This window comes from Halorarum halophilum, from assembly GCF_013401515.1.
Classification (GTDB): Archaea; Halobacteriota; Halobacteria; order Halobacteriales; family Haloferacaceae; genus Halorarum; species Halorarum halophilum.
On record NZ_CP058529.1, the window covers coordinates 913,936 to 939,601 of the forward strand.

The 25,666-nt window shown below is 69.1% G+C and carries 27 protein-coding genes and 1 pseudogene; 12 read left to right on the plus strand and 16 right to left on the minus strand.

Translation table 11 applies throughout. From position 1 onward, the window contains the following. The first annotated feature begins 97 nt into the window (after window positions 1-97). From HUG10_RS04825 to HUG10_RS04835, 3 genes are read left to right on the plus strand one after another with little or no spacing between them, the layout of a single operon-like run. Window positions 98-1,744, plus strand: a complete 1,647-nt coding sequence (locus HUG10_RS04825) for a branched-chain amino acid ABC transporter permease (protein ID WP_246310216.1) — start codon at window positions 98-100, stop codon at window positions 1,742-1,744. Further along, on the plus strand, window positions 1,737-2,567 hold the full coding sequence (locus HUG10_RS04830) for an ABC transporter ATP-binding protein (protein WP_179168480.1): 831 nt from the start codon (window positions 1,737-1,739) through the stop codon (window positions 2,565-2,567). The genes HUG10_RS04825 and HUG10_RS04830 overlap by 8 nt, the downstream gene beginning before the upstream one ends. Next, the gene (locus tag HUG10_RS04835) at window positions 2,567-3,436 is read left to right on the plus strand and encodes an ABC transporter ATP-binding protein (protein WP_179168481.1); all 870 of its coding nucleotides are present in this window, start codon (window positions 2,567-2,569) and stop codon (window positions 3,434-3,436) included. The genes HUG10_RS04830 and HUG10_RS04835 overlap by 1 nt, the downstream gene beginning before the upstream one ends. 574 nt (window positions 3,437-4,010) lie before the next feature. On the opposite strand, the gene HUG10_RS04840 is transcribed toward HUG10_RS04835, so the two are convergent. From HUG10_RS04840 to HUG10_RS04870, 7 genes are all read right to left on the minus strand, one after another. After that, window positions 4,011-4,256: a helix-turn-helix domain-containing protein gene (locus HUG10_RS04840; RefSeq protein WP_179168482.1), complete on the minus strand. Its 246-nt coding sequence runs from the start codon at window positions 4,254-4,256 to the stop codon at window positions 4,011-4,013. A gap of 204 nt (window positions 4,257-4,460) precedes the next feature. Continuing rightward, window positions 4,461-6,314, minus strand: coding sequence for an FAD-binding protein (locus HUG10_RS04845; protein WP_179168483.1), 1,854 nt, complete (start codon window positions 6,312-6,314; stop codon window positions 4,461-4,463). Between the two features lie 23 nt (window positions 6,315-6,337). After that, entirely contained in the window at window positions 6,338-7,246 is a 909-nt protein-coding gene (locus HUG10_RS04850) for a succinate dehydrogenase/fumarate reductase iron-sulfur subunit (RefSeq protein ID WP_179168484.1), read from the minus strand. A gap of 2 nt (window positions 7,247-7,248) precedes the next feature. After that, on the minus strand, window positions 7,249-7,620 hold the full coding sequence (locus HUG10_RS04855) for a succinate dehydrogenase (RefSeq protein WP_179168485.1): 372 nt from the start codon (window positions 7,618-7,620) through the stop codon (window positions 7,249-7,251). Then, window positions 7,620-8,015 (minus strand): succinate dehydrogenase, cytochrome b556 subunit, encoded by a 396-nt coding sequence (gene sdhC / locus HUG10_RS04860; protein WP_179168486.1) that lies wholly within the window; start codon window positions 8,013-8,015, stop codon window positions 7,620-7,622. Before sdhC ends, HUG10_RS04855 begins: the two co-directional genes overlap by 1 nt. 213 nt (window positions 8,016-8,228) lie before the next feature. Beyond that, window positions 8,229-9,077, minus strand: coding sequence for a VOC family protein (locus tag HUG10_RS04865; RefSeq protein WP_179168487.1), 849 nt, complete (start codon window positions 9,075-9,077; stop codon window positions 8,229-8,231). Window positions 9,078-9,123: 46 nt separating this feature from the next. Next, on the minus strand, window positions 9,124-10,149 hold the full coding sequence (locus HUG10_RS04870; protein ID WP_179168488.1) for a succinylglutamate desuccinylase/aspartoacylase family protein: 1,026 nt from the start codon (window positions 10,147-10,149) through the stop codon (window positions 9,124-9,126). Window positions 10,150-10,315: 166 nt separating this feature from the next. Between HUG10_RS04870 and HUG10_RS04875 the strand changes: the two genes are divergently transcribed. From HUG10_RS04875 to HUG10_RS04895, 5 genes are all read left to right on the plus strand, one after another. After that, entirely contained in the window at window positions 10,316-11,677 is a 1,362-nt protein-coding gene (locus HUG10_RS04875) for a putative ATP-dependent zinc protease (RefSeq protein WP_218780645.1), read from the plus strand. Window positions 11,678-11,750: 73 nt separating this feature from the next. Further along, window positions 11,751-11,957 carry a DUF5786 family protein gene (locus HUG10_RS04880; protein WP_179168489.1) on the plus strand — a complete coding sequence of 69 codons (207 nt, stop codon included), beginning with the start codon at window positions 11,751-11,753 and terminating at the stop codon, window positions 11,955-11,957. A 184-nt stretch (window positions 11,958-12,141) separates the two neighbouring features. Continuing rightward, a complete protein-coding gene (locus HUG10_RS04885; protein WP_179168490.1) occupies window positions 12,142-12,732 on the plus strand; it encodes a DNA-3-methyladenine glycosylase family protein in 591 nt (196 codons plus the stop codon). Between the two features lie 155 nt (window positions 12,733-12,887). Beyond that, window positions 12,888-14,864: a 3-hydroxyacyl-CoA dehydrogenase/enoyl-CoA hydratase family protein gene (locus HUG10_RS04890; RefSeq protein ID WP_179168491.1), complete on the plus strand. Its 1,977-nt coding sequence runs from the start codon at window positions 12,888-12,890 to the stop codon at window positions 14,862-14,864. Between the two features lie 243 nt (window positions 14,865-15,107). After that, a complete protein-coding gene (locus HUG10_RS04895) occupies window positions 15,108-15,344 on the plus strand; it encodes a YgaP family membrane protein (RefSeq protein WP_179168492.1) in 237 nt (78 codons plus the stop codon). Between the two features lie 63 nt (window positions 15,345-15,407). On the opposite strand, the gene HUG10_RS04900 is transcribed toward HUG10_RS04895, so the two are convergent. The 3 genes from HUG10_RS04900 to HUG10_RS04910 form a co-directional block, all read right to left on the minus strand. Then, window positions 15,408-16,229 carry an SDR family NAD(P)-dependent oxidoreductase gene (locus tag HUG10_RS04900; protein WP_179168493.1) on the minus strand — a complete coding sequence of 274 codons (822 nt, stop codon included), beginning with the start codon at window positions 16,227-16,229 and terminating at the stop codon, window positions 15,408-15,410. A gap of 424 nt (window positions 16,230-16,653) precedes the next feature. Further along, complete coding sequence (gene dgoD, locus HUG10_RS04905) at window positions 16,654-17,802, minus strand: galactonate dehydratase (protein WP_179168494.1); 1,149 nt, start codon at window positions 17,800-17,802, stop codon at window positions 16,654-16,656. A gap of 37 nt (window positions 17,803-17,839) precedes the next feature. Further along, window positions 17,840-18,280, minus strand: a complete 441-nt coding sequence (locus HUG10_RS04910) for a hypothetical protein (protein ID WP_179168495.1) — start codon at window positions 18,278-18,280, stop codon at window positions 17,840-17,842. A 222-nt stretch (window positions 18,281-18,502) separates the two neighbouring features. Between HUG10_RS04910 and HUG10_RS04915 the strand changes: the two genes are divergently transcribed. From HUG10_RS04915 to HUG10_RS04925, 3 genes and pseudogenes are all read left to right on the plus strand, one after another. Continuing rightward, window positions 18,503-18,772, plus strand: coding sequence for a BolA family protein (locus HUG10_RS04915; RefSeq protein WP_179168496.1), 270 nt, complete (start codon window positions 18,503-18,505; stop codon window positions 18,770-18,772). Between the two features lie 4 nt (window positions 18,773-18,776). Further along, entirely contained in the window at window positions 18,777-19,043 is a 267-nt protein-coding gene (locus HUG10_RS04920; RefSeq protein ID WP_179168497.1) for a hypothetical protein, read from the plus strand. Window positions 19,044-19,096: 53 nt separating this feature from the next. After that, window positions 19,097-19,851 (plus strand): annotated as a pseudogene (locus HUG10_RS04925) (creatininase family protein). Between the two features lie 6 nt (window positions 19,852-19,857). Here the strand turns inward: HUG10_RS04925 and HUG10_RS04930 are convergent. The 6 genes from HUG10_RS04930 to thyA form a co-directional block, all read right to left on the minus strand. Then, window positions 19,858-20,661 (minus strand): MOSC domain-containing protein, encoded by an 804-nt coding sequence (locus HUG10_RS04930; RefSeq protein WP_179168498.1) that lies wholly within the window; start codon window positions 20,659-20,661, stop codon window positions 19,858-19,860. A gap of 172 nt (window positions 20,662-20,833) precedes the next feature. Beyond that, window positions 20,834-21,583 (minus strand): archaeal proteasome endopeptidase complex subunit alpha, encoded by a 750-nt coding sequence (gene psmA, locus HUG10_RS04935; protein ID WP_179168499.1) that lies wholly within the window; start codon window positions 21,581-21,583, stop codon window positions 20,834-20,836. Between the two features lie 101 nt (window positions 21,584-21,684). After that, complete coding sequence (locus tag HUG10_RS04940) at window positions 21,685-21,876, minus strand: HVO_2922 family protein (protein WP_218780646.1); 192 nt, start codon at window positions 21,874-21,876, stop codon at window positions 21,685-21,687. Between the two features lie 148 nt (window positions 21,877-22,024). Continuing rightward, window positions 22,025-23,023, minus strand: coding sequence for a lamin tail domain-containing protein (locus tag HUG10_RS04945; protein ID WP_179168501.1), 999 nt, complete (start codon window positions 23,021-23,023; stop codon window positions 22,025-22,027). Window positions 23,024-23,146: 123 nt separating this feature from the next. Then, the gene (locus HUG10_RS04950) at window positions 23,147-23,671 is read right to left on the minus strand and encodes a dihydrofolate reductase (protein WP_179168502.1); all 525 of its coding nucleotides are present in this window, start codon (window positions 23,669-23,671) and stop codon (window positions 23,147-23,149) included. 3 nt (window positions 23,672-23,674) lie between these two features. Next, a complete protein-coding gene (gene thyA / locus HUG10_RS04955) occupies window positions 23,675-24,676 on the minus strand; it encodes a thymidylate synthase (protein WP_179168503.1) in 1,002 nt (333 codons plus the stop codon). A 350-nt stretch (window positions 24,677-25,026) separates the two neighbouring features. Here thyA and HUG10_RS04960 point away from each other — a divergent pair, with 350 nt between their 5' ends. Further along, on the plus strand, window positions 25,027-25,650 hold the full coding sequence (locus HUG10_RS04960; RefSeq protein WP_179170997.1) for an MBL fold metallo-hydrolase: 624 nt from the start codon (window positions 25,027-25,029) through the stop codon (window positions 25,648-25,650). Window positions 25,651-25,666: the final 16 nt, after the last annotated feature.

The following is a 25,666-nucleotide window of genomic DNA, read 5'->3' on the forward strand; positions in this document are numbered from 1 at the left end:
TCGTTTCACCTCACGCTCGCTCGCCGCCTGAGGCGGCTCGCGTGAGCTACCTCGCACGCTGCACGTGCTCCGACCGAACGACAGGGGGTGTCCGGCCGTGACCGATCACGATCGGACGGTGGACCGGGACTCGAACCCCCTCGACGTGGGGGCGTGGAACGAGTACCGCGACTGGTTCCGCGAGCAGTGGGCGGAGGGCGGGAGCGTGGCGTGGGCGACGGCGCTCGGCCACCTGTTCGTGGGCCTGCTCGTGTTCTGGGCGGTGCTCTCGTTCGACCTCGGTTCGCTGCCGATCGGCGGGTCGCTCATCGGCTTCCTCTACACGCTGGTCCTCGCGGGGACGCTGTACCTCGCGGTGGCGCCGCCGATGGAGCCGTACATCGCGTGGCTCGACGAACGGTGGATGCACTCGGATCTCGACAAACTGCTCATTGTACTCGGCCACGTGTCGATCGGCTTCTTCGTGTTCGCGGTAGCGCTCGGATACGGGTTCAACGGACTGGTGAACTCGCTCGCCTCGGTGTTCTTCTTCACCGCCGTGTACGCGATGATGGTGCTCGCGCTCAACCTCCACTGGGGGTACACGGGCGTGTTCAACATCGGCGTCGCCGCCTTCATGGCAGTCGGCGTCTACACGATGGCGATCCTCACCGGGCCGGTCGATCCCGGCGTCGGCGGCGTTCCGGGGCTCGGGCTCCCGCTGCCTGTCGGCGTCCTTGGCGGGGTACTCGCGGCGTCCTTCGTCGGACTGCTCGCCGCGCTCCCGGCGCTCAAACTGCGCGCCGACTACTTCGCGATCGTCACGGTCGCGTTCTCCGAGATCGTCAGGCTCACCCTCACCTCGCAGACGTTCCAGGAGTTCACGATCCCGCTCGTCGGGATGGAGACGGGGACGGGCGGCGCGGGCGGCATCTCGATGCCCGTGAACCCCGTCAGGCTTCTGTTCTACAGCGGGGGTGACCCGGCGTTCCTGGGCTCGGTGCTGTTCCCGCTGTTCCGCGACCTCCGGATCGAACTCGTCCCCCCGGGCAGTTCCTGGCTCGGCGTCGTCCCGCTGCCGGCGTTCACGCTCGACCTCGCGGTGAACCCGCCGGTCATCGTGAGCGTCGCGTACCTGTTCGTGCTCGCGGCGGGTGTCGCGCTGTTCTACGTGCTGCTCGTCCGGGTGGGGAACTCCCCGTTCGGTCGGGTACTGAAGGCGATCCGCGAGGACGAGCAGGTCGCCGAGGCGCTGGGGAAGGACACCCGGCGGTTCAAGATCGTCGCGTTCATGTTCGGCTGCGGGCTGATGGGGCTGGGCGGCATCTTCTGGCACGGGAGCCAGGGGTACACGAACCCCGCCGCGTTCCGGCCGATCATCACCTTCTACGTGTGGGTCGCGCTCATCATCGGCGGCGCGGGTTCGAACACGGGGAGCGTGCTCGGTGGCGCGCTGTTCGCCTCCCTGCTCTGGGAGGGGCCGACGTACCTCAGGCGCGTGATCTCGAACTACGTCAACCTCGGCCAGGCACCGCCGACGTTCCCGGGGGCGGTCGGTCCGTTCCTCGAGGGGAAGGTGCTGCCGTTCCTCGCGTTCATGCTCAACAACATCAACGCGCTGCGGTTCATCCTGGTGGGCGCCATCCTCATCTGGCTGATGCAGCGACGGCCGGAGGGGCTGCTCGGCCACCGGAAGGAGGAGGCCGCCGCGGTGCCGCTCGGCCGCCGTACCGCCGCGACCGACGGGGGTGGCGACGATGAGTGAGGCGACCGAGGCTCCCCCCGAGGAGTCGACGGACGCGGTTCCCGGGGAGGACTCCGAGCCGCCCCTCGTCGTCGAGGACCTCCGCAAGACGTTCGGCGGCATCACGGCCGTCGACGGCGCGAGCTTCTCCGTCGAGGAGGGGACGCTGACGGGGCTCATCGGCCCGAACGGCGCGGGCAAGTCCACGACGTTCAACCTCATCACCGGCGTCCACCGGCCGACGAGCGGGACCGTGCGGTTCCACGGCGAAGACATCACCGGGCTGTCGACCCACCGAATCGCGAACCGCGGGCTGGTCCGGACGTTCCAGATCGCCCGTGAACTCGAGGAGATGACCGTGCTGGAGAACATGATGCTCGCGCCGAAGGGCCAGGTCGGCGAGCGCTTCTGGCACTCGGTCCTCCCCGGCCTCCGCGGCCAGGTGATCGAACAGGAGGAGGAGCTCCGCGAGCGTGCCTGGCAGCAGCTGGAGTTCTTCGAGATCGACCACCTGGCGGACGAGTACGCGGGGAACCTCTCGGGCGGCCAGCGAAAGTTGCTGGAGATGGCCCGAGCGCTGCTGACGGACCCCGAACTCGTCCTGCTGGACGAGCCGCTGGCGGGCGTGAACCCGACGCTGGAGGAGAAACTGCTCGACCGCGTACACGAACTGCGCGAGCGGGGCAACACGTTCCTGCTCGTCGAACACGACATGGACGTCATCATGGAGAACTGCGAACACGTTATCGTCATGCATCAGGGGCAGGTGCTCGCCGAGGGCACGCCCGCGGAGATCACAGGCAACGAGGAGGTCGTCGAGGCGTACCTCGGGGGTGACGTGTAATGGGTGACCCGAGTCGGCACTCGGACGCCGGGGAAGTGGACGCCCGAGGCGGTGACGGAAACCCCGCCGAGGTGGACGCCCGAGATGGCGACGGAAGCCCCGCCGAGGCGTCCCCTTCCGGCGCCTCCGGCGCGACGGCGGCGAGCGAATCCGCGACCGACGGCGACGCCCTGCTCCGGGTGCGGGACCTCGACGCGGGCTACGGCGACCTCCAGATCCTCCGGGACGTCGACCTCGACGTCGCGGACGGCGAGTACGTCACCATCGTCGGCCCGAACGGGGCCGGCAAGTCGACCGTGATGAAGTCGGTGTTCGGGCTGACGACCTACATGGGCGGCACGGTGACGTTCGCGGAGGAGGCCATCCACGGCCTGGCGCCCGAGGAGATCATCCACCGGGGCGTCGGCTACGTCCCGCAGAACGAGAACGTCTTCGAGAGCCTCTCGGTCCGTGAGAACCTGGAGATGGGCGCGTACATCCTCGACGACGTCCCCGAGGACCGGATTCGGGAGATCTACGACCGCTTCCCCATCCTGGAAGAGCGCGAGGGGCAGACGGCCGGCACGATGTCGGGCGGACAGCGCCAGATGCTCGCGATGGGTCGCGCGCTGATGCTCGACCCGGACCTCCTGCTCCTCGACGAGCCGTCGGCCGGCCTCGCACCGGACCTCGTCGCGGACATGTTCGACCGCATCGACAAGATCAACGCGGACGGGACGTCGATCCTCATGGTCGAGCAGAACGCGAAGGAAGCGCTCCGGCGCTGCGACCGCGGCTACGTGCTCGTGAACGGCGAGAACGCCTACGTCGACTCCGGCGATGCGCTGCTCGCCGACGAGCAGGTCCGGCAGGACTTCCTGGGCGGCTAATCGGCTTCACCGGCTCGTTTTTTCCGTGATCGGATTCGGTCGCTGGTCGACGGACGAGCGACCGCCTCGAGAGCCCCCGGATGGTCAGTCGAGCGTCGCGGTTGACAACCGTAGCGTACGCGTTCGATAGCCGGGCCGCGCCACTCGATGGGCGTGAGGGTCACGTGAGCACCAGCAAGCGTGATGGTTCTAGACGGCTACGCCGTTCATCACTCTGCGAATCGGGGATTCGCTGAGGCCGCGAGAGCGAAGCGCTCGCCCGCTGCCGAAAAACTCCGATTTTCGTGCACGTCCGAGGAGCTTGCTCCGAGGGAAAGCCCAGCGTGTGGCGCGCGAGTCTCGTGAACGTCAGCGAACGGGACTTCGGGAGTCGCAGCCCGCATGGTTCGAGACGGCTCTGCCGTCTCGTCATCACGAGAGAGCTTCGCTCTCTCGAACGACAGCGAGCGAAGCGAGCGAGCAGGAACGTCTCCCGTAAGTCGAGAACCACGGGGGCTTCCTGGTAGTTCCTCGCGGTTTCGGATCCCCGAAGCTCACGTCCTGGAACTTGACCGCACCGACCACCCGATGAGAATCAGTCGAGGACGTACCGGTCGTCGTCCCGCGAGACGAAGCCGCCCTTCCGCAGCGTCTTCAGGATGCTGTACAGCGAGAGGCGTTTCATGTCGAGCCCCTCACAGAGGTCGTCCTCCGTGACCGCGCCGTGGGTCGCGAGGTAGAGGTAGACCAGTTTCGCGCGGGGCGAGGAGAGCTCCGCCGGAACTCGCTCCATCGCCGTCTCCGCCTCGCCCGTCGGTCCGGGTCGCGTACGTGCCTGCATGATCGTACCGACACCATGGCTTCGACACCCGTAAAACCCCCGTACGACTATCGTCGAAATCCCACGGAGAGGGCCTCTGGAGGCCATCGACGGCGACGTGACGGGTTCATCGGGTTCCGAGTAAACTGGGCGTCGACGCGTGTCGGACCCGGTCTTCGACTCCTGACGGACCGGTCCGGCAAAACTTTCGAGAGAACAGTGGAGTCAGTACGACCGGATCTTCGGCTCGTACTTCTTCTCCTCGCCCTCGAGGAGGACCGGTTTGTACCACAGTTCGGGCGTGCCGTCGTTCCACGACAGCATCGTGTGCTTGAGCCACTCGTCGTCGTTGCGCTCCTGAAACTCCGCGCGCCAGTGGGCGCCGCGGAACTCCTCGCGGGCGAGCGCGCCGAGCGTGATCGCCTCCGCGAGGTCGAGGACGTTGCGTGTCTCGATCGTCTGGATGAGGTCCGTGTTGAACGTCCGCGATGGGTCCTTCACGAAGACGTCCTGGTACCGTTCACGGGCCTCGCGGATGTCGCGGAGCGCCTGCTTGAGCCCCGCCTCCTCGCGGAACACGTTGACGTTCGCGGTCATCGACTGCTGGACGGCCGCGCGGATCTCGGCGTGCTGGACGCCCTCGTCGCGGTCCATCAGCGCCTGGACGCGCTCGCGCTCGGCCTCGACGGTCCGCTCGACGACGTCGCCGGCGGCTGCGTTGCCCGTCTCCGTCCTGACGCCGCCGTCCGCCGCGGCGTCGTCCCCGGTGCCGGTCGCGCCGACCGCGCCGGGTTCGACCGGCGTGTCGACCTCGCCGAGTTCGTACTCGCCCTGCTGACCCGTCGTCACCTGGGCCTCGCCGAGGTCCCTGCCCGCGGCGTGCTGGCCGGCGCGCTTGCCGAAGACGATGAGTTCGGGGAGCGCGTTGCCGCCGAGGCGGTTCGCCCCGTGGACCGACGCGCAGGCGCACTCGCCCGCGGCGTACAGGCCGGTGATGCACGTCTCGCCGTTCTCGTCCGTCTCGATCCCGCCCATCGCGTAGTGCTGGCCGGGTTTCACGGGCATCGGCTCCTCCAGCCCGTCGACGCCCTCGAAGTCCTCCGCGAGGTGGAGGATGTTCTCCAGTCGGTCGGTGATGCGGTCCTCGCCGAGGTGGCGCATGTCGAGGTGGACGTACTCGTCCTCGATGCCGCGCCCCGCGTTCACCTCGCTCAGCTCCGCGCGGGCGACGACGTCGCGGGAGGCGAGTTCCCCGTCGTTGCTCGCGTAGCCGTACTCGAACATGAAGCGCTCGCCCTCGGCGTTGTAGAGGATGCCGCCCTCGCCGCGCACGCCTTCAGAGATGAGCACACCCGTGCTGGGCAGGCTCGTCGGGTGGAACTGGATGAACTCCATGTCCTCCATGGGGACGCCCGCGCGGTAGGCCATCGCGACGCCGTCGCCGGTGTTGGACACCGCGTTGGTCGTGTGGTCGTACACCTGGCCGGGGCCGCCGGTCGCCAGGATGACGCCGTCGTTCGCCCGGAAGCCCGAGAGCTCGCCCGACTTGATGTCGTAGGCGACGACGCCGTGGCAGGTGCGGTCCTCTGGTCGCTCCTCGTCGGTGACCGCGAGGTCGGTGACGTACCACTCGTCGTAGACGGTGACGCCGCGCTTCACGAGCTGCTCGTACATCGTGTGGAGCAGCTGGTGGCCCGTCTCGGCGCCGGCGTAGGTGGTGCGGGGGAACGAGAGGCCGCCGAACGGCCGCTGGGAGACACGCCCGTCCTCGTCCCGCGAGAACGCCATCCCCCAGTGTTCGAGCTGGATGGTCTCCTTCGGGCTCTGCTTGCAGAGGGTCTCGACCACTGGCGCGTCGCCGAGGTAGTCCGAGCCCTTCATCGTGTCGTAGGCGTGGTCCTCCCAGGAGTCGCCGTCGCGCAGCGCGGCGTTGATCCCGCCCTCGGCCGCGCCCGTGTGGCTCCGCACCGGGTGCAACTTCGAGACGATGGCAACGTCCGCGCCCTCCTCCTGGGCGGCGATGGCCGCGCGGAGTCCCGCGCCGCCGGCGCCGACCACGATGACGTCGTGTTCGTGCATGGTTTGTGTAGTGTCGTGTGTCGCTACCAGAACTTCAGGTTGCTCTTGACCGCCTCGCGCTTGAGCTCCTGGATGTGCTTGGTGAGCGGGATGTCCTTCGGACAGACGTTGGTGCAGGAGAACTGGGTCTGGCACCGCCAGACGCCGTGCTCCTGCTCGATGATGTTCAGCCGGTGCTGCTTGAGGTCCTCGCCCTCGCGCTCGTCCATCGCGAAGCGGTACGCCTTGTTGATGGCCGCCGGCCCGAGGAACTCGTTGTCGCCCGCCGCGATGTTACACGAGGACATGCAGGCGGCACACCAGATGCACCGCGTGGACATCTTCACCTTCTCGCGGTTCTCCGGGCTCTGGCGCTGCTCCTCGAGTTCGTCGTCGGGCAGGTCGTTCGTCTGGAAGAACGGCTCGACCGACTCCATCTGGTCGAAGAAGTGCTCCATGTCGACGACGAGGTCCTTTCGCACCTCGGCGTGCGGGAGCGGCTCGACGCGGACCGGCTCGTCGAGGTCCGACAGCTGGGTCTTGCAGCCGAGCCGCTGGGAGCCGTTGATGAAGAACGCGTCCGACCCGCAGATCGCCTGCCGGCAGGAGTGACGGAAGGTGAGCGAGGAGTCGAAGGTGTCCCGCGCGTGGATGAGCGCGTCGAGGACGGTCATCCCCTTCTCGAACGGGACGTAGAAGTCGTCGAAGCGGGGCTCCTGCTTCCCCTTCACCTCGGGGTCGTAGCGGAACACCTTGAGGTGGTACGTGTTCTCGTCCGAGGAGGCCTCCTCCTCGGCCTCCTCGCGGGCGCGCTCCTCGCGATCGGCCCGCTCCTCGGCCTTCCGCTGCAGCCTGGCCTGCTGGGCCGGTGGGAGCGTCTCCGCCGGGGCCGTCTCCGACTCCGCGCCTTCGCTCTCCGCCTCGGTTTCCGGTTCTGGGATTTGCGTACTCATGGTTAGAACGTCGGGAGGCCGGCCCACGCGTTCGCGGTGCGGACGCCCTGAACGATCAGGACGAGGCTCGCGAGCACGAGGACGTACTTGACGACCCGTTTCCTGGTACCGGTGAGACCCTGGTTGACGAGCGCGTTGTATACGCCGTTGACGCCGTGGAACGTCGCCGTGACGAGGAACAGGATCATCAGCGAGTAGTAGGCGAGGTCCCCCATCCGGACGCTCGAGGCCATGAACGTGACCTCGTCGGCGTGGTTCACGAAGTGGAGCAGGAAGAAGTGAAACGCGAGCACGACGACGAGGAACGCCGCGGTGATGCGCTGCCAGAGCCATCCGCGCCCGCCGCGCTCGAACGAGGAGTAGTGCTCGGCCATCAGCCGAACACCCCCGCGAGGAACGTCGGGACGGAGGCCACGACGATGGCGCCCGTCAGCACCAGCGACGCGTAGAAGCTCCTGTCCTGCGATCGGAGGCCGACCCCGAGGTCGACGAACAGCAGGCGGAGGCCGTTCAGGATGTGGAAGACGGCCACCGCCAGCAGCCCGATCTCGAGGAGGCGGACGACGAGTAGCGACTCCAGCGCCTGGATGGTGTTGGTGTACGCCGTCTCGCTGGTCGTCGCTGTACTCAACACGGCGATGTGGGTGAAGAGGTAGCCCACGAGCACCCAGCCCGTGAACTTGTGGAACACCCACGCCCACATCCCCGCCGAGAACTCCCGCCACCGGCCGAAGTCCTCCACGAGGCCCCTGTCGTACGACTGGCTCATGCGTGCTCGTGGCTCGGTCCCATGGGGGTATAGTAGTTACGTGTACGGCATGGCGTCGGGGTCGGACGGGGGCACGACGCGGGATCGAATCCCCGAGCGAGACGGGAGGATGGACCCGGCGGCGGTCCCGGTGAATCAGGCTTGGGGACGAGCCGGGTGAATCGGGATCGACGACGGTTCCGGTGAAGGGGGGCAGGCGGGTGACGACGTGGTTCACTCCTCGGGTCGAAGCCGGATCGCGATGCCGTCGGGGTCCGCGATCTCCACGCCGTCGTCGAGTTCCGCGACTGAACCGCCGCTCGCCTCCACGCGTTCCGCGACGGCGGCGACGGCGTCCCCGTCGGGGAGAATCAGTTCGAACCACTCTAGTCCCCGTCCGGCCGCCGGCGTCGAGCGCTGGTGCCACGTGTTGACGGCGACGTGGTGGTGGTAGCCGCCAGCCGAGAGGAACAGCGCCGACGGCGCGAGGTCGGTCGTCACGTCGAAGCCGAGCGTCCCGGCGTAGAACTCCCGTGCGGCTTCCGTCGAGGAGACCTCGAGGTGGACGTGTCCGACGGTCGTACCGGCCGGTGCCCCGGTTCCGCCGATCGCGTCCGTCGCGAGGGCGTCGAGGTCGAGGGGGTCCGACATCCCGCGCAGCCGGCCGTCCTCACGGAACGGCCAGTCCTCGCGCGGTCGGTCGCGGTAGATCTCGACGCCGTTCCCCTCCGGATCCGCGAGGTAGAGCGCCTCGCTGAAGCCGTGGTCCGACGCCCCGTCGAGGTGCCAGTGGTTCCGAATCCGGGCCAGGGCGTCGCCGAGCGCGCCACGGGTGGGAACCCTGAACGCGTTGTGGTAGAGGCCCGTGGCGGACTCGTCGCGTTCGGGTGCGTCCGCGTCCGCCTCCAGGACGAGGAGCGGCGTCCCGTCGACGCCGAGCGTCGCGGTCGTCCGCTCCCGCGTCAGGACCGCCAGCCCGACGACGCGCTGGTAGAACGCCGTCGTGCCAGCGAGGTCGGCGACGTGAAGCACGGTCCGGCCGACGCGCGTCGACTCCGGGAGAGGTTCGGTAGCTCCGGACATGTCGTGCCAGTACGGGCGGAGTCGTGATAAGCGGGCGAGGGTCGGGTCAGGTCTCGCCGACGCCGTTGGGCGACTGCTCCCGTTCGACGACCCGCCTGGTCCGCTCGTCCAGTTCGACGAGGTGACACAGCGGGTTCCCGGGGTAGACGACCGGGTTCTCGAGCACGCCGACGAGCAGCCCCGTGAACGGCGCCTCGACCGGGACGTTGTCGTCCTTGAACGGGTTGGTGATGGTGCAGACGATGTCGCCCTCGTGGACGAGCGCGCCGTGGTCGAAGTGCATGTGCACGATGCCGCCGGCGTCCGCCCGGAGCCAGGTCTTCTCCTTCGAGTTGGTGATGACGGTGCGCCAGCCGGGCCAGCGCACGGCGTCCCCCAGTTCGAGCCCGAACTCGGTGAAGACGCTCAGCACGCCCTCCAGCGCCTCGTCGATGAGCGGTCGCTGGAAGCGGTGGGCCTCGCCCATCTCCACGGTGATCGTCGGCGTGTCCACGGCGGACGCCTCGACCCGCAGCATGCCCGACCCACCCTCGCTGTCGATGACGACGTTGGTCCCGAACGCGCGGGCGACGCGGGCCACCGCGGGGTCCGACATGTCCGCCCGGACGTGGAGCATGTTGGTCCGTCCCCTGGTCGAGGTGTGGAAGTCCAGCCCCAGATCGCACGGCTCGATGAAGTTCCGGAAGATGCGGTCGGCCATCCGCTTTGCGCTCGTCGAGCCGGGCGACCCCGGGAACGATCGGTTCAGGTCGCGGTCGTACACCGGCAGGTAGCGCTGCTGGGCGAGGAACGCCGGGACGTTCAGCACGGGGAGACAGATGATCGTCCCCGCGAGGTCCGAGAGGTCCCACTCGTGGGCCACCTCGCGGACGACCTCGATGCCGTTGAGTTCGTCGCCGTGGGCGGCCGCCGAGAGGAACGCCGTCGGCCCGTCCCGTTCACCGTTCACCACGGTAACGGGGATGCGGACCGGGTCGCCGAGGTAGGTCTCGCTCACCACGAACCGGAGGTTCTCGCGCTCGCCGGGCGCGACAGTTCCCCCATCGTAGGTGAACGCCCCGTCGTCGTTCATACCCGAGCGTGGGGGTCGACCCGTATAAGGTTGCGCGGAACGATATCATCGCTGATTCCGGGACGCCCCGGTCAGCGGCCCCGAAGCAGTCCTGACAGCGCCCGAAAACGTCACAGGCGGCCACGAGGACCGGGAGAACTTTACTCGCGCCGTGGCACGAATCGGTATGAACGAGGATCCGGTTCGCGTGGGCGTGCTCGCGCTCCACACGAGCAAGGAGTCGAAGGCGATCTGCAACGCCGTGGAGGACCTGGGGCACGACCCCGAGTGGTTGCGCGAGGAGAACGCGTCGGTCAGCATCGAGGAGGGGGAGGTGAAGATCGAGCCGGACGTCGACGTGATCGCCAACCGGATGCTGCTCTCGAACACGCCGGAGCCCGCAGAGGGCCTGGGGCTTGCGGGAACGTTCGCGCAGGCGCGGCCGACTCTCAACCCGCCGGAAGCGGTGCTCACGGCCGTCCACAAGTTCGCAACCGCCGTCGCGCTCTCGGAGGCGGGCATCCGCGTTCCCGACGCGCTCCTTGCGCTCTCGAACGCCGGCCTGAACGAGGGCCGGAGCCGCTTCACGCCCGAGGGAGTCTACAAGACGGCCATCGGCACCCACGGCGGCGGCACCTGGAAACTGGACCTCCGGGAGCCGGTGAACCCGATGGTCGGCAACCGGCAGGCGTTCCTCCAGGAGCTCATCGACCGCGACGAGGTGCGCCACCACGACCAGCGGGTGTACGTCGTCGACGGCGAGATCGTCGGCGCGATGAACCGCTACGCGCCAGACGACGACTGGCGGACGAACGTCGCGCTCGGCGGCGACGTCGAGGACGCGACCGACAGCCTCGACGATGAGGCGAAAGAACTAGCGATCGCGGCCGCAGAGACGATCGGACTGGACTACGCCGGCGTCGACCTCGTGCAGGGGTTCGACGGCTGGTACGTCCTCGAGGTCAACCCGACGGCGGGGTTCAAGGGACTGTTCAAGGCGACGGGCCGTTCGCCCGCCCCGTACATCGCCAAACTCGCCATCGAGCGCGCCGGGGGAACCGTGGACGACGACCGCGTGGCGGAACTCGCCACTGTCCTCGACGACTCAGTCCCTTCGTGCATGCCGAGGGGGTCCCAGCAACGGCCCAAGGACACGCCGCTGATCGGGTACATCGAGGAGGTCGTCGTCGCGGGCACCCGCGGCTCGACGCAGTCGTTCGCGAAGTCGGACACGGGCGCGACGCGCTCCTCGATCGACACGGAACTCGCAGCCGAGATCGGCGCCGGCCCCATCAAGAGCATGACCCGCGTGAAGTCCGGGAGCATGAAGCGCGGCAAGGCGCGGCCGGTCGTCGACCTCGTCGTCGGCATCGGCGGCGACCAGCACACCGTCACCGCGAGCGTCGAGGACCGCTCGCACATGGAGTACCCGCTGTTGCTCGGCCGGGACATCCTCGAGCACTACCAGGTCGACGTGAGGCGGCGCGCCGACGAGACTGTCAGCCAGGAACGCGACGAGGAGGAGGAGGAGGAGTCGGGCGAGGAGTGAGGGATGAACCCCGATCCGCGACCGGAGCCGGAGAGTCAGACCTCTTTTCCGTGCAGGGCTCCTCGGGACGAGTATGGGCTTTGGTAGCTACGACGAATCCGAGCAGGAACGGCAACAGTCCAACGAGGGACCCGGGGACGAGGCGACCGTCGACGCACACGAGAACGAGCACGAGGGCGAGATGACGTTCGACAGCGGTGCCTCGACCGACGACCTCGTCTCCCGGCTGCAGGAGATGAAGGACGACCCCGACGAGGACGACGACGAGGACGACGCGTAGCCGCCGACAGGATCGTTTTTCAGCGGTAGGTAGGCAGACAGGAAGGTAGGCCGCAGGGTGTCAAGTCAGCTTGAGCACCGGCCAGGCCCCGCGGTCGCCGGTCCGCCGACGAACCGCCGCGGCGACAACCGAGAGCCTTTCAGCCGAGCAGCCCCCCGTACCCACCATCGATCGCGATCGAACCATGCACGAAGAAGCCCACTCCGTACTGCGACAGGACCCCGTGATGGCGGGACTCATCGACCGACACGACCCGTACTCCGAGCGTGAGTGGTCGGAGTTCGAGCGACTGTGCGTCTCCATCATCAACCAGCAGCTCTCGACGGCGAGCGCGGCCGCCGTCAAGGGACGGGTGTTCGACCTCCTGAACAACGAGGTCAACCCCGAGATGGTGCTGGCGGCCGAGGAACCGGCGCTCCGCGAGGCCGGCCTCTCCCGGATGAAGGTGGAGTACCTTCGGAACGCGGCGAACGCCTTCCGTGAGGGGGACTTCACCCGCGAGGGGCTGGCCGCCTACTCCGACGACGAGGTGGTCGACCAACTCACCGAAATCAAGGGCGTCGGCGACTGGACGGCCCGGATGTTCCTGCTGTTCGTCCTCGAGCGGGAGGACATCCTCCCGCTCGGCGACCTGGCCGTCCGGCGGGGCATCGAACAGCTGTACGGGGAGGGCGCGGAGATGACGCGGGCCGAGATGCGCGAGGTGGCCGAGCAGTGGCGACCCTACCGATCGGTGGCGACGCGGTACATCTGGGCCGAGTACGAGTCCGAGTAGCGGACGTCGCGCCGGGCGGAGTCACGGACGCCGGAATGGGCTGAGAAACACGCGTCTGCACGTGAGGCGATGAACGGGAACGACGGTGAACGGGAGTTCCGTTCACGCGCGCTCGAGGGGAAACGTTGAATCCGGGCCCGTTCGACCCGCCTACCATGGACGCATCAGACGTGGAGACGGTGACCGTCCTCGGCGCCGGGAACATGGGTCACGGCATCGCCGAGGTGGCCGCGCTCGCCGGCTACGAGGTACGGATGCGCGACATCAACGAGGAGTTCGTCGGGAACGGCTACGACCAGATCGAGTGGTCCCTGGGGAAGCTCGCGGAGAAGGACCAGATCTCGCAGGGCGACGCGGACGCGGCGCTCGACCGCGTCACGCCCCTCGTCGACGTGGAGGAGGCCGTCGCCGGCACCGACCTCGTCATCGAGGCGGTGCCCGAGAAGATGGACATCAAGAAGGACGTGTACGCGGACGTCGAGGAATACGCCCCCGCGGACGCCGTCTTCGCCTCGAACACCTCCAGCCTCTCCATCACGGAGCTCTCGGAGGTGACCGATCGCCCCGAGCGGTTCTGCGGGATGCACTTCTTCAACCCGCCGGTGCGCATGCAGCTCGTCGAGGTCATCTCCGGGACCCACACCGCCGACGGCACCCTCGAACTCGTCGAGGACGTGGCGGAACAGATGGGCAAGACGCCCGTCCGCGTCCGGAAGGACTCGCCGGGGTTCATCGTGAATCGCGTGCTCGTCCCGCTGATGAACGAGGCGGCGTGGATCGTCCACGAGGGCGACGCGACGGTCGCGGAGGTCGACTCCACGACGAAGTTCGACATCGGCCTCCCGATGGGGAGCTTCGAGCTGGCCGACCAGGTCGGCGTCGACGTGGGCTACCACGTGCTGGAGTACATGCACGAGGTGCTCGGCCCGGCCTACGAGCCGTGCCCCCTGCTCGCCGAGAAGGTCGAGAACGAGAAGCTCGGCAAGAAGACCGGCGAGGGGTTCTACGACTACGAGGACGGCGGCGCCGACATCCCCTCCGACGCGGGCCGCGAGGACGTTCGCGACCGACTGCTCGCGGTGATGGCCAACGAGGTCGCCGGGCTCGTCGGCAACGACGTGGCCGACGCGGACGCCATCGACCGCGCCGTCATGCTCGGCGCCGGCTTCCCTGACGGCCCGGCGAAGATGGCCGACGCCGGCGGGCTCGACACCCTCGTCGAGTCGCTCGACGACCTGCACGAGGAGACCGGCGCGGAGCGGTACGAGGTCGTCCCGCTCCTCCGCGAACTCGCCGAGTCGGGCGAGGGGTTCCACGAAGCGAACGGCGACGACGGGGAGGGAGCCCCGGAGTTCGACGCCATCCGGCTGGAGCGCGACGGGAACGTCGGCCGCATCGTCCTCGACCGTCCCCATCGGATGAACACCGTCTCCGCCGAGATGCTCGACGAGCTCTCGACGGCGATCGACCTGCTCGACGCCGACGACGAGGTGCGCGCCGTGCTCGTCACGGGCGAGGGCGACCGCGCCTTCTCGGCCGGCGCCGACGTCCAGAGCATGGCCGCCGGCGGCGCGGACCCGCTCGGCGCGGTCGAGCTCTCGCGGAAGGGCCAGACGACCTTCGGGAAGTTCGAGGAGGCCGACGTGCCGGTCGTCGCCGGCATCGACGGCTACTGCCTCGGCGGTGGGATGGAGTTCGCGACCTGTGCGGACCTCCGGGTCGCCTCCGAGCGCTCGGAACTCGGCCAGCCGGAACACAATCTCGGGCTCCTCCCGGGCTGGGGCGGCACCCAGCGCCTGCGCCACATCGTCGGCGAGGGGCGGGCCAAGGAGATCATCTTCACCGCCGAGCGCTACGACGCCGAGACGATGGCGGACTACGGCTTCCTCAACGAGGTCGTCCCGAACGAGCAGCTCGAGGAGCGCGCCCTCGAACTCGCCCGCAACCTCGCGGCCGGCCCGCCGGTCGCCCAGCGCTACACGAAGCGCGCGATGCTCCGCGGTCGCGAGGACACCGACGCCGGCCTGGAGATCGAGGCGCAGGCGTTCGGCCACCTGATGGCGACCGACGACCTGATGGAGGGCGTGACGGCGTTCATGTCCGACGACGAGCCCGAGTTCGAGGGGAAGTAGGCGCGGACCCGCCGTCCCCCGACCCTGTCGACGACCACGCGGACGCACTCGGGCGCGCTGTCGCCCGCAGTCTGCCTGTCCGACCTGGCGCCGACGATGGTAATCGGGCTGGATCCGACTTCGTCTCATTTCGAAGGGTTACTGTCGTAGGGCTCTCGCGGACACCCTCGAAGGACGCCCATAAACAGCCCGAGGACACCGGGGGAACTACTTCCTGCCGTCGGCTCGTATCCGGTTCACGTCGTGATTCGGAACGTCGGCGGTCTGGACCGAGTGGTACGGGGCGTACTGGGTAGCTGGTTGCTCGTCGTCGCCGTCGCCGCGCTACTCGACGGCGAGCGGACCAAGGCTGTCACCGCGGCCCTCGCCGGGGGCGGATTGCTCGTCAACTACCTCACCTGCTTTTGCGGCGGGAACGCGCTCTTCGGGCTCGATACGACGACGACCGAGTCCGCCGCTGATCGAGGGAGTGTAGACTGACTGGGCAGGGGGAATCGACGGGGGACCGTCCGCTCGGTTCTCCGCGTTCGGGGACCTCCCGCCCTATTCCCGACGCTCCCGATAGTCCGGCAGGGTGTCGTCCTGCAGCACCGCCGTCCGCCCGCCGTCGACTGTCAGGTTCGCGCCGGTGACGAACCCGGCCTCGTCGCTCGCGAGGAACGCGACCGCGGCGGCGACGTCCTCGGGCCTGCCGATGCGTCCCGTCGGGTGGATGCTCGCAAGCTCCTCGCGGCGCTCCACGGACATCTCCCCGGTCGTCCGGTCGACCGCGACGAGGCCGGGGTCGACGGAGTTCACGCGCACGTTCGGCCCGAAGTCGAGCGCCATCGCCCGCGTCATCCCGTCGACGCCGGCCTTGACGGCGTTGTACGGAAACATCCCCGGCGTGGTCGCGTGGGCGTGGTTCGATGACACGTTCACGATCGCACCCTCGTCGACGTACTCGCGGGCGTGTTTGGCACAGAGCCAGTACGAGCGGAGGTCGGTCTCCAAGACGGACTCCCAGTCGTCCATGGTCGCCTCGTCGGCAGCAGTGGTCGTCTCCACGCCCGCGTTGTTCACGAGGACGTCCAGCCCGCCATAGCGCTCGGAAGTCGCCTCGAACAGCGCCGCGATGTCGTCGGGATCGCGCAGGTCCGCCCGGACGAAGACGGCGTCCCCGCCGACGTCCTCGACGTCCTCGACGGTCGCGCGTCCGGACTCCTCGGAGCGTCCGGTGACGACGACGTTCGCCCCTTCCGCCGCGAGTCGGCGCGCGATCTCGGCGCCGATGCCGCGGGTCGAGCCGGTGACGACGGCGGTCCTGTCGCGGAATCGGGAGGGGAGCCGCTTCGCCTCGATGGCTGAGTTGTCGATGCTGGTCATTCGATGTGTTTTCTATCGGTTGCAAGGGACTTCAGGTCTGGTGCGAATGGGACACTGTCCGTTGGGACGTCGTTATCGCCGATCGGAGCGGTTCGAAAGCCCCCGGCGTCTCGGCTCCTTTCAATCCCGCACCCTGGACGGTCGGTCGCCATTGCGCCCTGTCCCCAGTCCTCCCGGCGGGCGCGGCTCCCGATGCCTGACGGCGCCGCTCGCGTTCGCGCCCGCCGCATCCCCCTGACCGTCGATCTGCAAACGCTCAGTGGGGACTACCAGCAGCGTGCACGTTCGGTAGTCGGGGTCGCGTCACTTCGCCGGAATCCGGCAGGGTGGGAATGGAAGGGGCCGCGGGGGCTTCCACGATCGTCAGCGCGTCAGCGGTCGCAGAGCGAGAAGGAGAAACGCGGGATGCGTCGACGACCCGTAATCACCACTCCGTCACGGACCCATCGGGACGGCGCCACACAGGGTTGTGCCAGTCGTCGTGGCCGTCGCGCTCCTCCAGCACGTCCCGGTCCACCTCGATGCCCAGCCCCGGGCCGTCGGGAATCGGAACGTAGCCGTCCTCGTACTCGAACACGGAGGGGTCCGCCAGGTAATCGAGCACGTTGCTCGTCTCGTTGTAGTGGATGTCGAGGCTCTGCTCCTGGATCAGGGCGTTCGGCGCGACGGCGTCGAGCTGGAGGCAGGAGGCGAGCGCGACCGGCCCGAGCGGGCAGTGGGGTGCGACCGACACGTCGTAGGCGCCCGCCATCGCGGCGATGCGCTGGACCTCGGTGATGCCGCCGGCGTGCGAGAGGTCCGGCTGGATGACGTCCACGGCGTTCTCCTCGAGGATCCGCTTGAAGTCCGTCCGGTGGAACATCCGCTCGCCGGTGGCGATCGGGATGGAGGTCGACGCGGCGATGTCCGCGAGCGCGTCGTCGTGCTCCGGGAGGACCGGCTCCTCGACGAAGAACGGCTCGTACGGTTCGAGGGCGGCGACCAGTTGCTTCGCGGCCGTCTTGGTCGCCCGGCCGTGGAAGTCGACGCCGATGTCGACCTCGGGACCGACCGCCTCGCGGACCGTCCGGAGGCGCTCGGCGGCCTGTTCGATCGCCGCTGGGGACTCGACGCGCTCCAGTTCCGGCGTCCCGTTCATCTTCAGGGCGGTGAAGCCGGCGTCGACCTTCTCGCGGGCCGCCTCGGCGACGCCCTCTGGCCTGTCGCCGCCGACCCACTGGTACACCCGGACCCTGTCGCGGACCGGCCCGCCGAGGAGCTGGTGGACGGGCGCGCCGAGGTGCTTGCCCTTGATGTCCCACAGCGCCTGGTCGATGCCGGCGATGGCGGACATGAGCACCGGGCCGCCGCGGTAGAACCCGCCGCGGTAGAGCCGTTCCCAGTGGTCCGCGACGGGGAGGGGGTCCTCGCCGAGCAGGTAGTCGTCCATCAGCTCTGAGACCGCCTCCTTCACGGTCCGGGCCCGCCCCTCGACGACGGGTTCGCCCCAGCCGACCGTGCCGTCGTCGGTCTCGATGCGGAGGAACAGCCAGCGCGGCGGCACCGCGTACAGGTCGTAGTCGACGATTCGCATACGCGCCGGGACGGAACCGACCACCAAAAGGCCGCCGTCACCGGAACGCGACGCCGACCGCCGGCGAGGGGTCCGCATCGTCGGCGGTGACGCGTCGGTACCGCGGGTCGTCCCCGCCCCCGCCGGGTTCGACCGCGAACACGCGGATCTCGACAACCAGCCGACCGCGGTCCGGGAACGTCGCGCGGACGACCGGCCCGGTCGCGGTCACGACGACGTACGGCGGGGCGGCCACCGGCTCCGCCGGCAACGACGTCCCCAGCGCCTCGGCGGCAGTGTGTAGCAACGATGGAAGCCGGCTGAGGGCGCCGGCCCGCTCCAGCGCGGCGCGCAGCGGCGGGACCACCGCCTCGCGGTCGGCCGTCGCGTCGCCGTCCCAGCCGGCCGCGACCGCCTCGGCGCAGTCGGCCACCGTCCCGAGGAGGTCCGCGTGCCCGGCCAGGATGCGCTCGCGGACGAGCGTCGCGTCGTCGGTCACGCGCTCCGATGGAGTCGGGGGCCGCGTAAGCCCGTCGGTGAGCGACGTAGCGACGCTTTCCACTTCGACTGGGTTGCTCGTGGACGAAACCGAGATAGGTGGGGCTGAAGAGGCCGAGAACGTTCGCGGTCGTGGTGCCAGTCGAACCGACGCAACCTGACGGCCAATGGGGACCGAACGAGCATCCGACCGCTTTTCCCCTCCGGAATCCCAGACACGACCATGAACGCCGAAGACGTGGAGGCGGCCATCGAGGCCGGCATCGAGGACGCCGAGGCGACCGTGACGACGCCCCGCGCGCCCGACCCAGACCACGAGGACCAGCACTTCGCCGCCGTCGTCGTCTCGCCCGCCTTCGAGGGGAAGTCGCTCGTCCAGCAGCACCAGCTCGTCTACGACGCGGTCGGCGACGCGATGACGAGGGAGGTCCACGCGCTGGAGATCAAGACGTACACGCCGGAGGAGTACGAGGAGTACTCGGACGGGGCGTGAGGCGGTGCTCGGGAGGGTTGCGGAGGAGTACCTGACTTTCATCCGCCACTACGGGCGGTTCCCGTTCAGGGTCGCGTTCGCCGGGATCGTACTGTTCGGGCCCCTGGCGCTGGCGTTAGAGGTAACTCTCCTCCTCAGAATCGGAACCAGACTCGACGGCCCCCCGCCCATCCCCGCGGTAGCTGTAGTCACCGTGGCGGCCGCGGCGTTCTACGCGATCGAGTACGCCCTCGTCCGCCGGCTGGTCGAACGAGTCGAGAACCGGGCGTAGCGGCCGCGTAGCGGACCAACGTTTATGTTCGTCGTCGACGACGTCGAGGAACGATGTCTTCTCACACGTCGGTTCTCCTCGAGGAGCGTACCTGGACGGAGGTCGAATCGGAGCTGGAGAACGGAACGCGGACGGCCGTCGTCGCCGTCGGCTCCATCGAACAGCACGGTCCGCACCTGCCGCTCGTCATGGACACGCTGGCCGGCGACGAACTCGCGCGGCGAATCGCGGAGGGCCTCGGCGACGCGCTCGCGGCGCCGACCGTTCGACCGGGATGCTCCGTCACCACATGGAGTTCCCCGGGACGATCACGGTTCCCCCGGAGACGCTGATGGACACCGTTCGGGGGTACTGCCGGTCGCTGGACGAGCACGGCTTCGAGCACATCGCCCTCGTGCCGACCCACGGCGGCAACTTCGCGCCCGTCAACACCGTCGCGCCCGACGTCGCCCGCGAGATCGACGCCAGCGTGATCGCCGTCGCCGACCTCCACGAGCTCATGGCGTTGCAGAACGAGGGGCTGCGCGAGGCTGGACTGGACGAGGAGCCGGTGATCCACGCGGGCGCCGCGGAGACGGCCGTCGTGATGGCGGTGGACGAGGGCCTCGTCCGCATCGACGAACTGGAGGTGGGTCACGAGGGCGAGGTCAGCACCGCCCGGTTGCTCAGCGAGGGGTTCAGGTCGATCACGGAGAACGGCGTCCTCGGAGACCCCCGACAGGCGACTGGGGAGGCCGGCGAGCGCATCCTCGAGCGCGTGACGGAGGCGTACGTCGATCGCATCGAGGCGGAACGGAACGCGGTCTGAGCCCGACTACTCCCCGGCCTCAACCGCCTCGAGTACCTCCACCGGGTCGCCGACGCGGAGTTCCTCCCCGTGCGCGTCGGCCGGAACCGCGGTGTTCACCATCAGCCGGAAGTCGTGGTCAAACCAGTCGCCCCCGCTCCACTCCGGCATCGTCGCCCGCCGCTTCTCGACGAACCGCTCCCTGAACCCCGGGTACTCCTCGCCCGTGTCGGGGTCGCGGGACGGGACGACGCAGCGCTGACACGGGTTGACGCCCTCCAGCCGTGCGTCGCCGACGCGGAAGCCGACCCGCTCGCCGCGCGAGGTGAACAGTCGGTCCTCCGCGAACGGCTCCGGCACAGCGAGTTCGAGGTTCGCGCGGAGCCGCCGTCGCATCCCCTCGACGGTGATCCCGTCGTACCACGACGCCACCTCGCCGAGCGTCCCCGTCGAGATGACCGTCGGGCCGTGGGCCTCGGTGTCGTCGGGGTAGCCGCCGGGTCGCTCCGCGACGAGCGACACCTCGTAGCCGAGGAACTCGCCGAGCCAGTCGGCCATCGCCGCGCGGTCGTCGTCGAGGTGGAACGTCGCGTCGTCCATCCCCGGTGCCGCCAGCCCGACGAGCCTTGCGTCGAGGTCGAACTCGGCGCGGACGCGGTGGATCTCCCGTTCGCGCTTCCCGTTCACGTACTCGCCGTCGGCGTCGAGGACGGCGAACTCCCGGTCCGGGTCGAGCCCGCCGGGCCCGATCCTCGCGGCGTCCACGTCCACGCCGTCGAGGGACTTCACGGGGAACACCCGGATTCGGTCGAGCGTGACGGAGTCGGTCATGTCGCCGAGGACGACACCGTCGTGCTAAAAGGGGGAGGTTGGGGCAACCCGGGTACCCCCGTGGGCCTCGGCGGGTCGAGCGTTCGATTTCGGAGACGCTGACGGACCAGCGGCTCGGCGTTCGGCTCTGAAGAATCGAATTCCGATGCCCCACCGGCGGCCGGTGGCGGGCCTACTCCTCCTCGTCCTCGCTCTCCCCGTCGTCGGGGACGTCGATCCCCTCGAGGAGTTCCTCCATCTCCTCGACGGTGAGCGACTGGTAGCCGTCGTGTTCGGTGATGGTGGCGACGCTGAGATCCCCCGCGTCCAGTTCGTCGTCCGCGGTGAGCAGGGCGCGCAGCGCCAGGTCGATGCCGCCGTCGAGCGAGAGCGATTCGGTCCAGCCCTCCTCGAGGACCTCCTGGATCTCGCCGCGCGAACCGCCGATGGCGGTCGCCTTCCACTCGTGCGGCGTCCCGGACGGATCCGCGCCGAACAGCCGTGGGCTGCCGTTCTCGAGGCCGCCGACGAGCAGCGCGGCGCCGTACGGTCGCGTGCCGCCGCGCTGGGTGTTCTCCTGGATGTGGTCGGTGACGTACTTCGTCAGCGTCTCGACGCCCACCGACTCGCCGTAGCGGAGGCGGTTGCCCTGGGCCATCCGCCGGGCGTAGTCGATGAGCTGTCGGGCGTCGGCGACGTGGCCGGCGCTCGCGGTGCCGACGTGGTCGTCGAGCTTGTGCAGCTTCTCGATAGACTCGGACTCCATCAGCGTCGAGGACGCTCGGGCCTGCGCGGCGAGGACGATGCCGTCCGCCGTCCGTACGCCGACCGAGGGCGCGCCCCGCGAGACCGCCTCCCGCGCGTACTCGACCTGGTAGATCCGCCCGTCCGGCGAGAAGAGCGACGTCCCGCGGTCGTACGCCTGCTGGTCGTTTCCTCTCATCGCGCACCTCCAGCGCTGCTCGTTCTCACGGTATCGGTCATCGAGTTCGGCTATGTGTCGGCGCCGGAAAAAGCCTCCCTAAAGGGAATTGTAGCGACCGCTCACCCATCCACCCGAACGACGTCCGCGTCCGGGGCGTTCCGCTTGACGCTCTCCAACCCCTCGGTGGCCTTCTGCCTGCTCGCGTACCCCTCGCCGGAGTCCGCGATGATCCGTCCGTTGTCGTGGACGAGCCGCCAGCGCCACTCGTCCACGCGATCCTCGTACACCTCGAAGGTCGCCTTGCTACTCATACCAGTACCTGGTGGGTCCGGCCACGTAAGGGCTGGCTGTCTCATCCGTTCGCAGTTATCCCGTCTGCCCGCAGTTATCCCGTCCGCCCGTTCGTCATTGATCCCGATTGGTCGGTGGCCGCGCCGGATCCGTTATCAGTTCACCCGTTCAGGTGGACCGCTCCGCGACGACCTCGCCGCTCGCGTCGCGGAGCGTCACGGTCTCGCCGTCGTTGTTGAGGACGGGGCTCTCCCGGCCCCAGTACCGGTGGCCGTCGGAGTCCTCGCCGGTGCCGACGTGGACGGTCACGGACGCGCCGGCGGCGAGGGTCGTCCCGTCCGCGAAGGTGTACGTGCGTCCGGCGGCCTCGGTGAGCGTCCAGCCACTCAGGTCGACCGCCTCGTCCCCCCGGTTCGTCACGACGACGTACTCGTCGTTCAGGTTCTCGCCGTCGGCGCCCTCGGCGTCGGCGTGCAGTTCCGAGACGACGACGCCGGTTCCCGTCGGCGGCGACGCGGTGGCGGACGCGGTCCTCGTCACGGTCGCCGTGCCTGTCCCGGCGTCGCCGTCGCGGCAGGCCCACAGCCCGCGTCCGTCGTCCATCGCCGCGGACTCGGTCGCGTAGTAGGCGTCGCGCTTCTCGAACGAGGAGTCGTACACCCGCGCCAGGCCGCGACGGATCAACCGGTGGTTGAACTCCCGGCCGTCGTGGTGGACGTAGACGAGCAGGCGGTCGTAGTAGCCCCGTCGCGGCTCGTTGGCGTCGAAGGTGATGGTGACCTCCTCGCCGACGAGTTGCCGCTTCGCGAACGCGCTCGCCCGGTCGCCGTACTCGCGAAGGCACGACCGCCCGGCGTCGGTGTCCGGGACGCCCTCGAACTCGCCCGGCGTGTTCTCGCCGTACACCTCGGGCGTGTCGACCCCGAGCAGGCGGGCCGTGTCGCGCGTCCCGTTCGGGTAGCGGAGCTTCACGGTGTCGCCGTCGACGACCTCGACGACGGTCACCGTGGTCCCATCTGCCGGCGGCGTGCTCGTTCCGGACGTCCCGTCAGTGGCCGTTGCCGGTTCCCCAGTCGGCTGGCCGGGATCGCCCGGCACCGACACGGACGCGCAGCCGGCGAGGACGAGGAGGAGACAGCAGACGACGGCGGCGCGGGGTCGTCCCATGGGGGACGGGCGGCCGGCCGTCGGAAAGCGATTTCGCTCAGACGTGCCGGACCTTTCGCTCGGCTGAACCGACTCGAACAGCCGGGGTAGGCGACGGCAGTCCGACCGTCGGAGCCGCGTCGATCACCCGTCGATCCGTTCGTAGACCACGAAATCGAAGTCGTCCCGTTCCTCACGGTCCACCTCCCGCCATCGCCCGCGGGTCCACTCCGGGAACACCGTGTCCCCCTCGTGGGCGTCGTGGAGTTCGGTGAGGACCAGCCGGTCCGCGCGGTCGAGGAACGCCTCGTACACCGCGCCGCCGCCGGCGACGTACACGGTGTCCGCGCCCGTCGCCTCGGCCGCCGCGACCGCCTCGTCGGGGGAGCCGACGACGACGACCCCGTCGGGCAAGTCGGACGCGGGAGTGGCGTCGGGACCCCCGCCGAGGTCCGGGGCGGACCGGGAGAGGACGATGTTCGTCCGGCCGGGGAGCGGCCCGCCGAGGTCGCGCGCGATGGACTCGTAGGTGCGACGGCCCATGACGACCGGGCTCCCCATCGTCGTCTCCTTGAAGTGCCGGAGGTCCTCAGGGTGGTGCCAGGGGATGTCCCCGTCCGCGCCGATGACGTCGTTGGCCGCGACGGCGGCGATGATGACCAGGTCCATCGCTCACTCGGCGACCGCGAACCGGATTCCCTCGGCGGGGTCGTACTCGCGGAGGCGGACGTCGTCGTACGTCAACTCCTCGAGGGGCTTGTCGGCGACCTCGATGAGCGGGCGCTCGCGGGGCTCACGCGAGAGCTGGCGGAGCAGGCCGGGGACGTGGTCCATGTCCTCCTCGTCGTCGGCCTCGGGCGGGGCCTCGCGCTCGACCCAGTCGGCGACCTCGCGGTACTCCGCGCGCTCGGTCACGTCCGCGAGTCTGTCGGCGAGGTCGTCGCCGTGCTCGCCGTACCAAGCCCCGCGGTCGCCGCTCCCGCAGTAGACGTGCGCGTCGGTGACGGTGTGGGCGAAGGTGCCGGGCTCGAACCCGGTGCGCTGGGCGACGGCGGTGAGCAGCAGCGAGTAGGCGGCGACGTTGAACGGGACGCCGAGCGCGATGTCTCCCGAGCGCTGGACGAGCTGGAGGTTCAGCCGGTCGCCTTGGACGTTGAAGATGAACGTGTAGTGACACGGCGGGAGCGTCGAGACGGTGGCGTTCGCGGGGTGCCAGGCGTTCACGACGATCCGTCGCGAGTTGGGGTTCTCCCGGAGCATGTCGAGGACGTACTGGATCTGGTCGAACGTGCGCTCGTCGTCGTTCACCCAGCGGTGGCCCTCCTCGGCCCAAGTCTCGCCCGGCAGGCCCTCGTCGGGGATGGGGTAGCGCCGCCAGAACCGCCCGTAGGCCGTGTCGAGGTTGCCCTCCTCGTCGGCCCAGGCGTTCCAGATGCCCGTCTCCTCCCGCAGGGTCCGAATGTGCTGCTCCCCGGAGAGGTACCAGAGGAACTCGTGGATGAGCGAGTTCCACCGGAACCCCGAGAGGTCCTTCGTCGTCAGGAGCGGGAACCCCTCGGCGAGGTCCACCTCGTACCCCTCCGCGAACGAGGAGAGCGTGTCGACCCCCGTGCGGTTGGGCTTGTGCGTCCCGGTCCGGAGGACGCGCTCGACGAGGTCGAGGTACTGTTGCATACCAGGCGAGGGTACCCGCCGGGAGAAAAAACATTCTAGTGCGGTTACCCGGTCGCGATGCGGACCGACGCTGGAAGCACCTCAGAAGTGGCCCCGCAATTGGGTTGTGGGTATCGGCCGGCTGTGGTGGCGCGTGCCGGCTGGCACGGAGGCCAGCCGGCACGCGCGCGAGGGATAATGTGAGCCGAAGGCAAGCGAATCGGCTGGGGAGGGTGAGGTCTTTCATCACGCTCAGGGTAGTGGTCCACTTGGGTAGTGGTCCACTCGTCGTCACGAACAGTGTGCAACATAGCAACTGAGACGGGGTATCGATGCGAAACGCGAAGTCCCACCCGGACGAACACACGCCAATGATCCGGAACCTCGCCGCCGGCGTGCAGGCGTTCACGAGCAACGCGTTCCTCGTCTCCGGCGACCCGCGCGCCGACGCCCCGCCCCGAACGGAGGACGGCGAGCCCGGGAGACGCGTCCTCGTCGACACGGGGTCGAACTTCGACGTCGCCTCCCGAATCCGCGAGCACGTCGATGACCTGGACGCCGTCGTGCTCACCCACACGCACCCGGACCACGTCGGTAACCTTGCCCACGTGCGCGACGCGTTCGACGTGGAGACGTGGGGGTTCGACACCGCGCTGGACGAGGTGGACAACGAACTCCCGGACGGCGGGACCGTGACCATGGGGACCGCCGAGTACGAGGCGCTGCACACGCCGGGCCACAAGGACGACCACCTCTGCCTGTACGCCCCCGACGCGGGCGTGCTGTTCGCCGGCGACCTCGTCTTCCAGAACGGCGGCTTCGGCCGCACCGACCTCGCGGAGGGGAACCGCGAGGCTCTGATCGACAGCATCGACCGCGTGTACGGACGGGTCGGCGACGACCTGCGCGAACTCCACGTCGGGCACGGGCCGAGCGTCCTCACGAACCCGTCGCAGGACGTGGAACTGGCAGCGCGCTCGGCCCGAATGGGATAGGCAGGCGGTCGGGTTG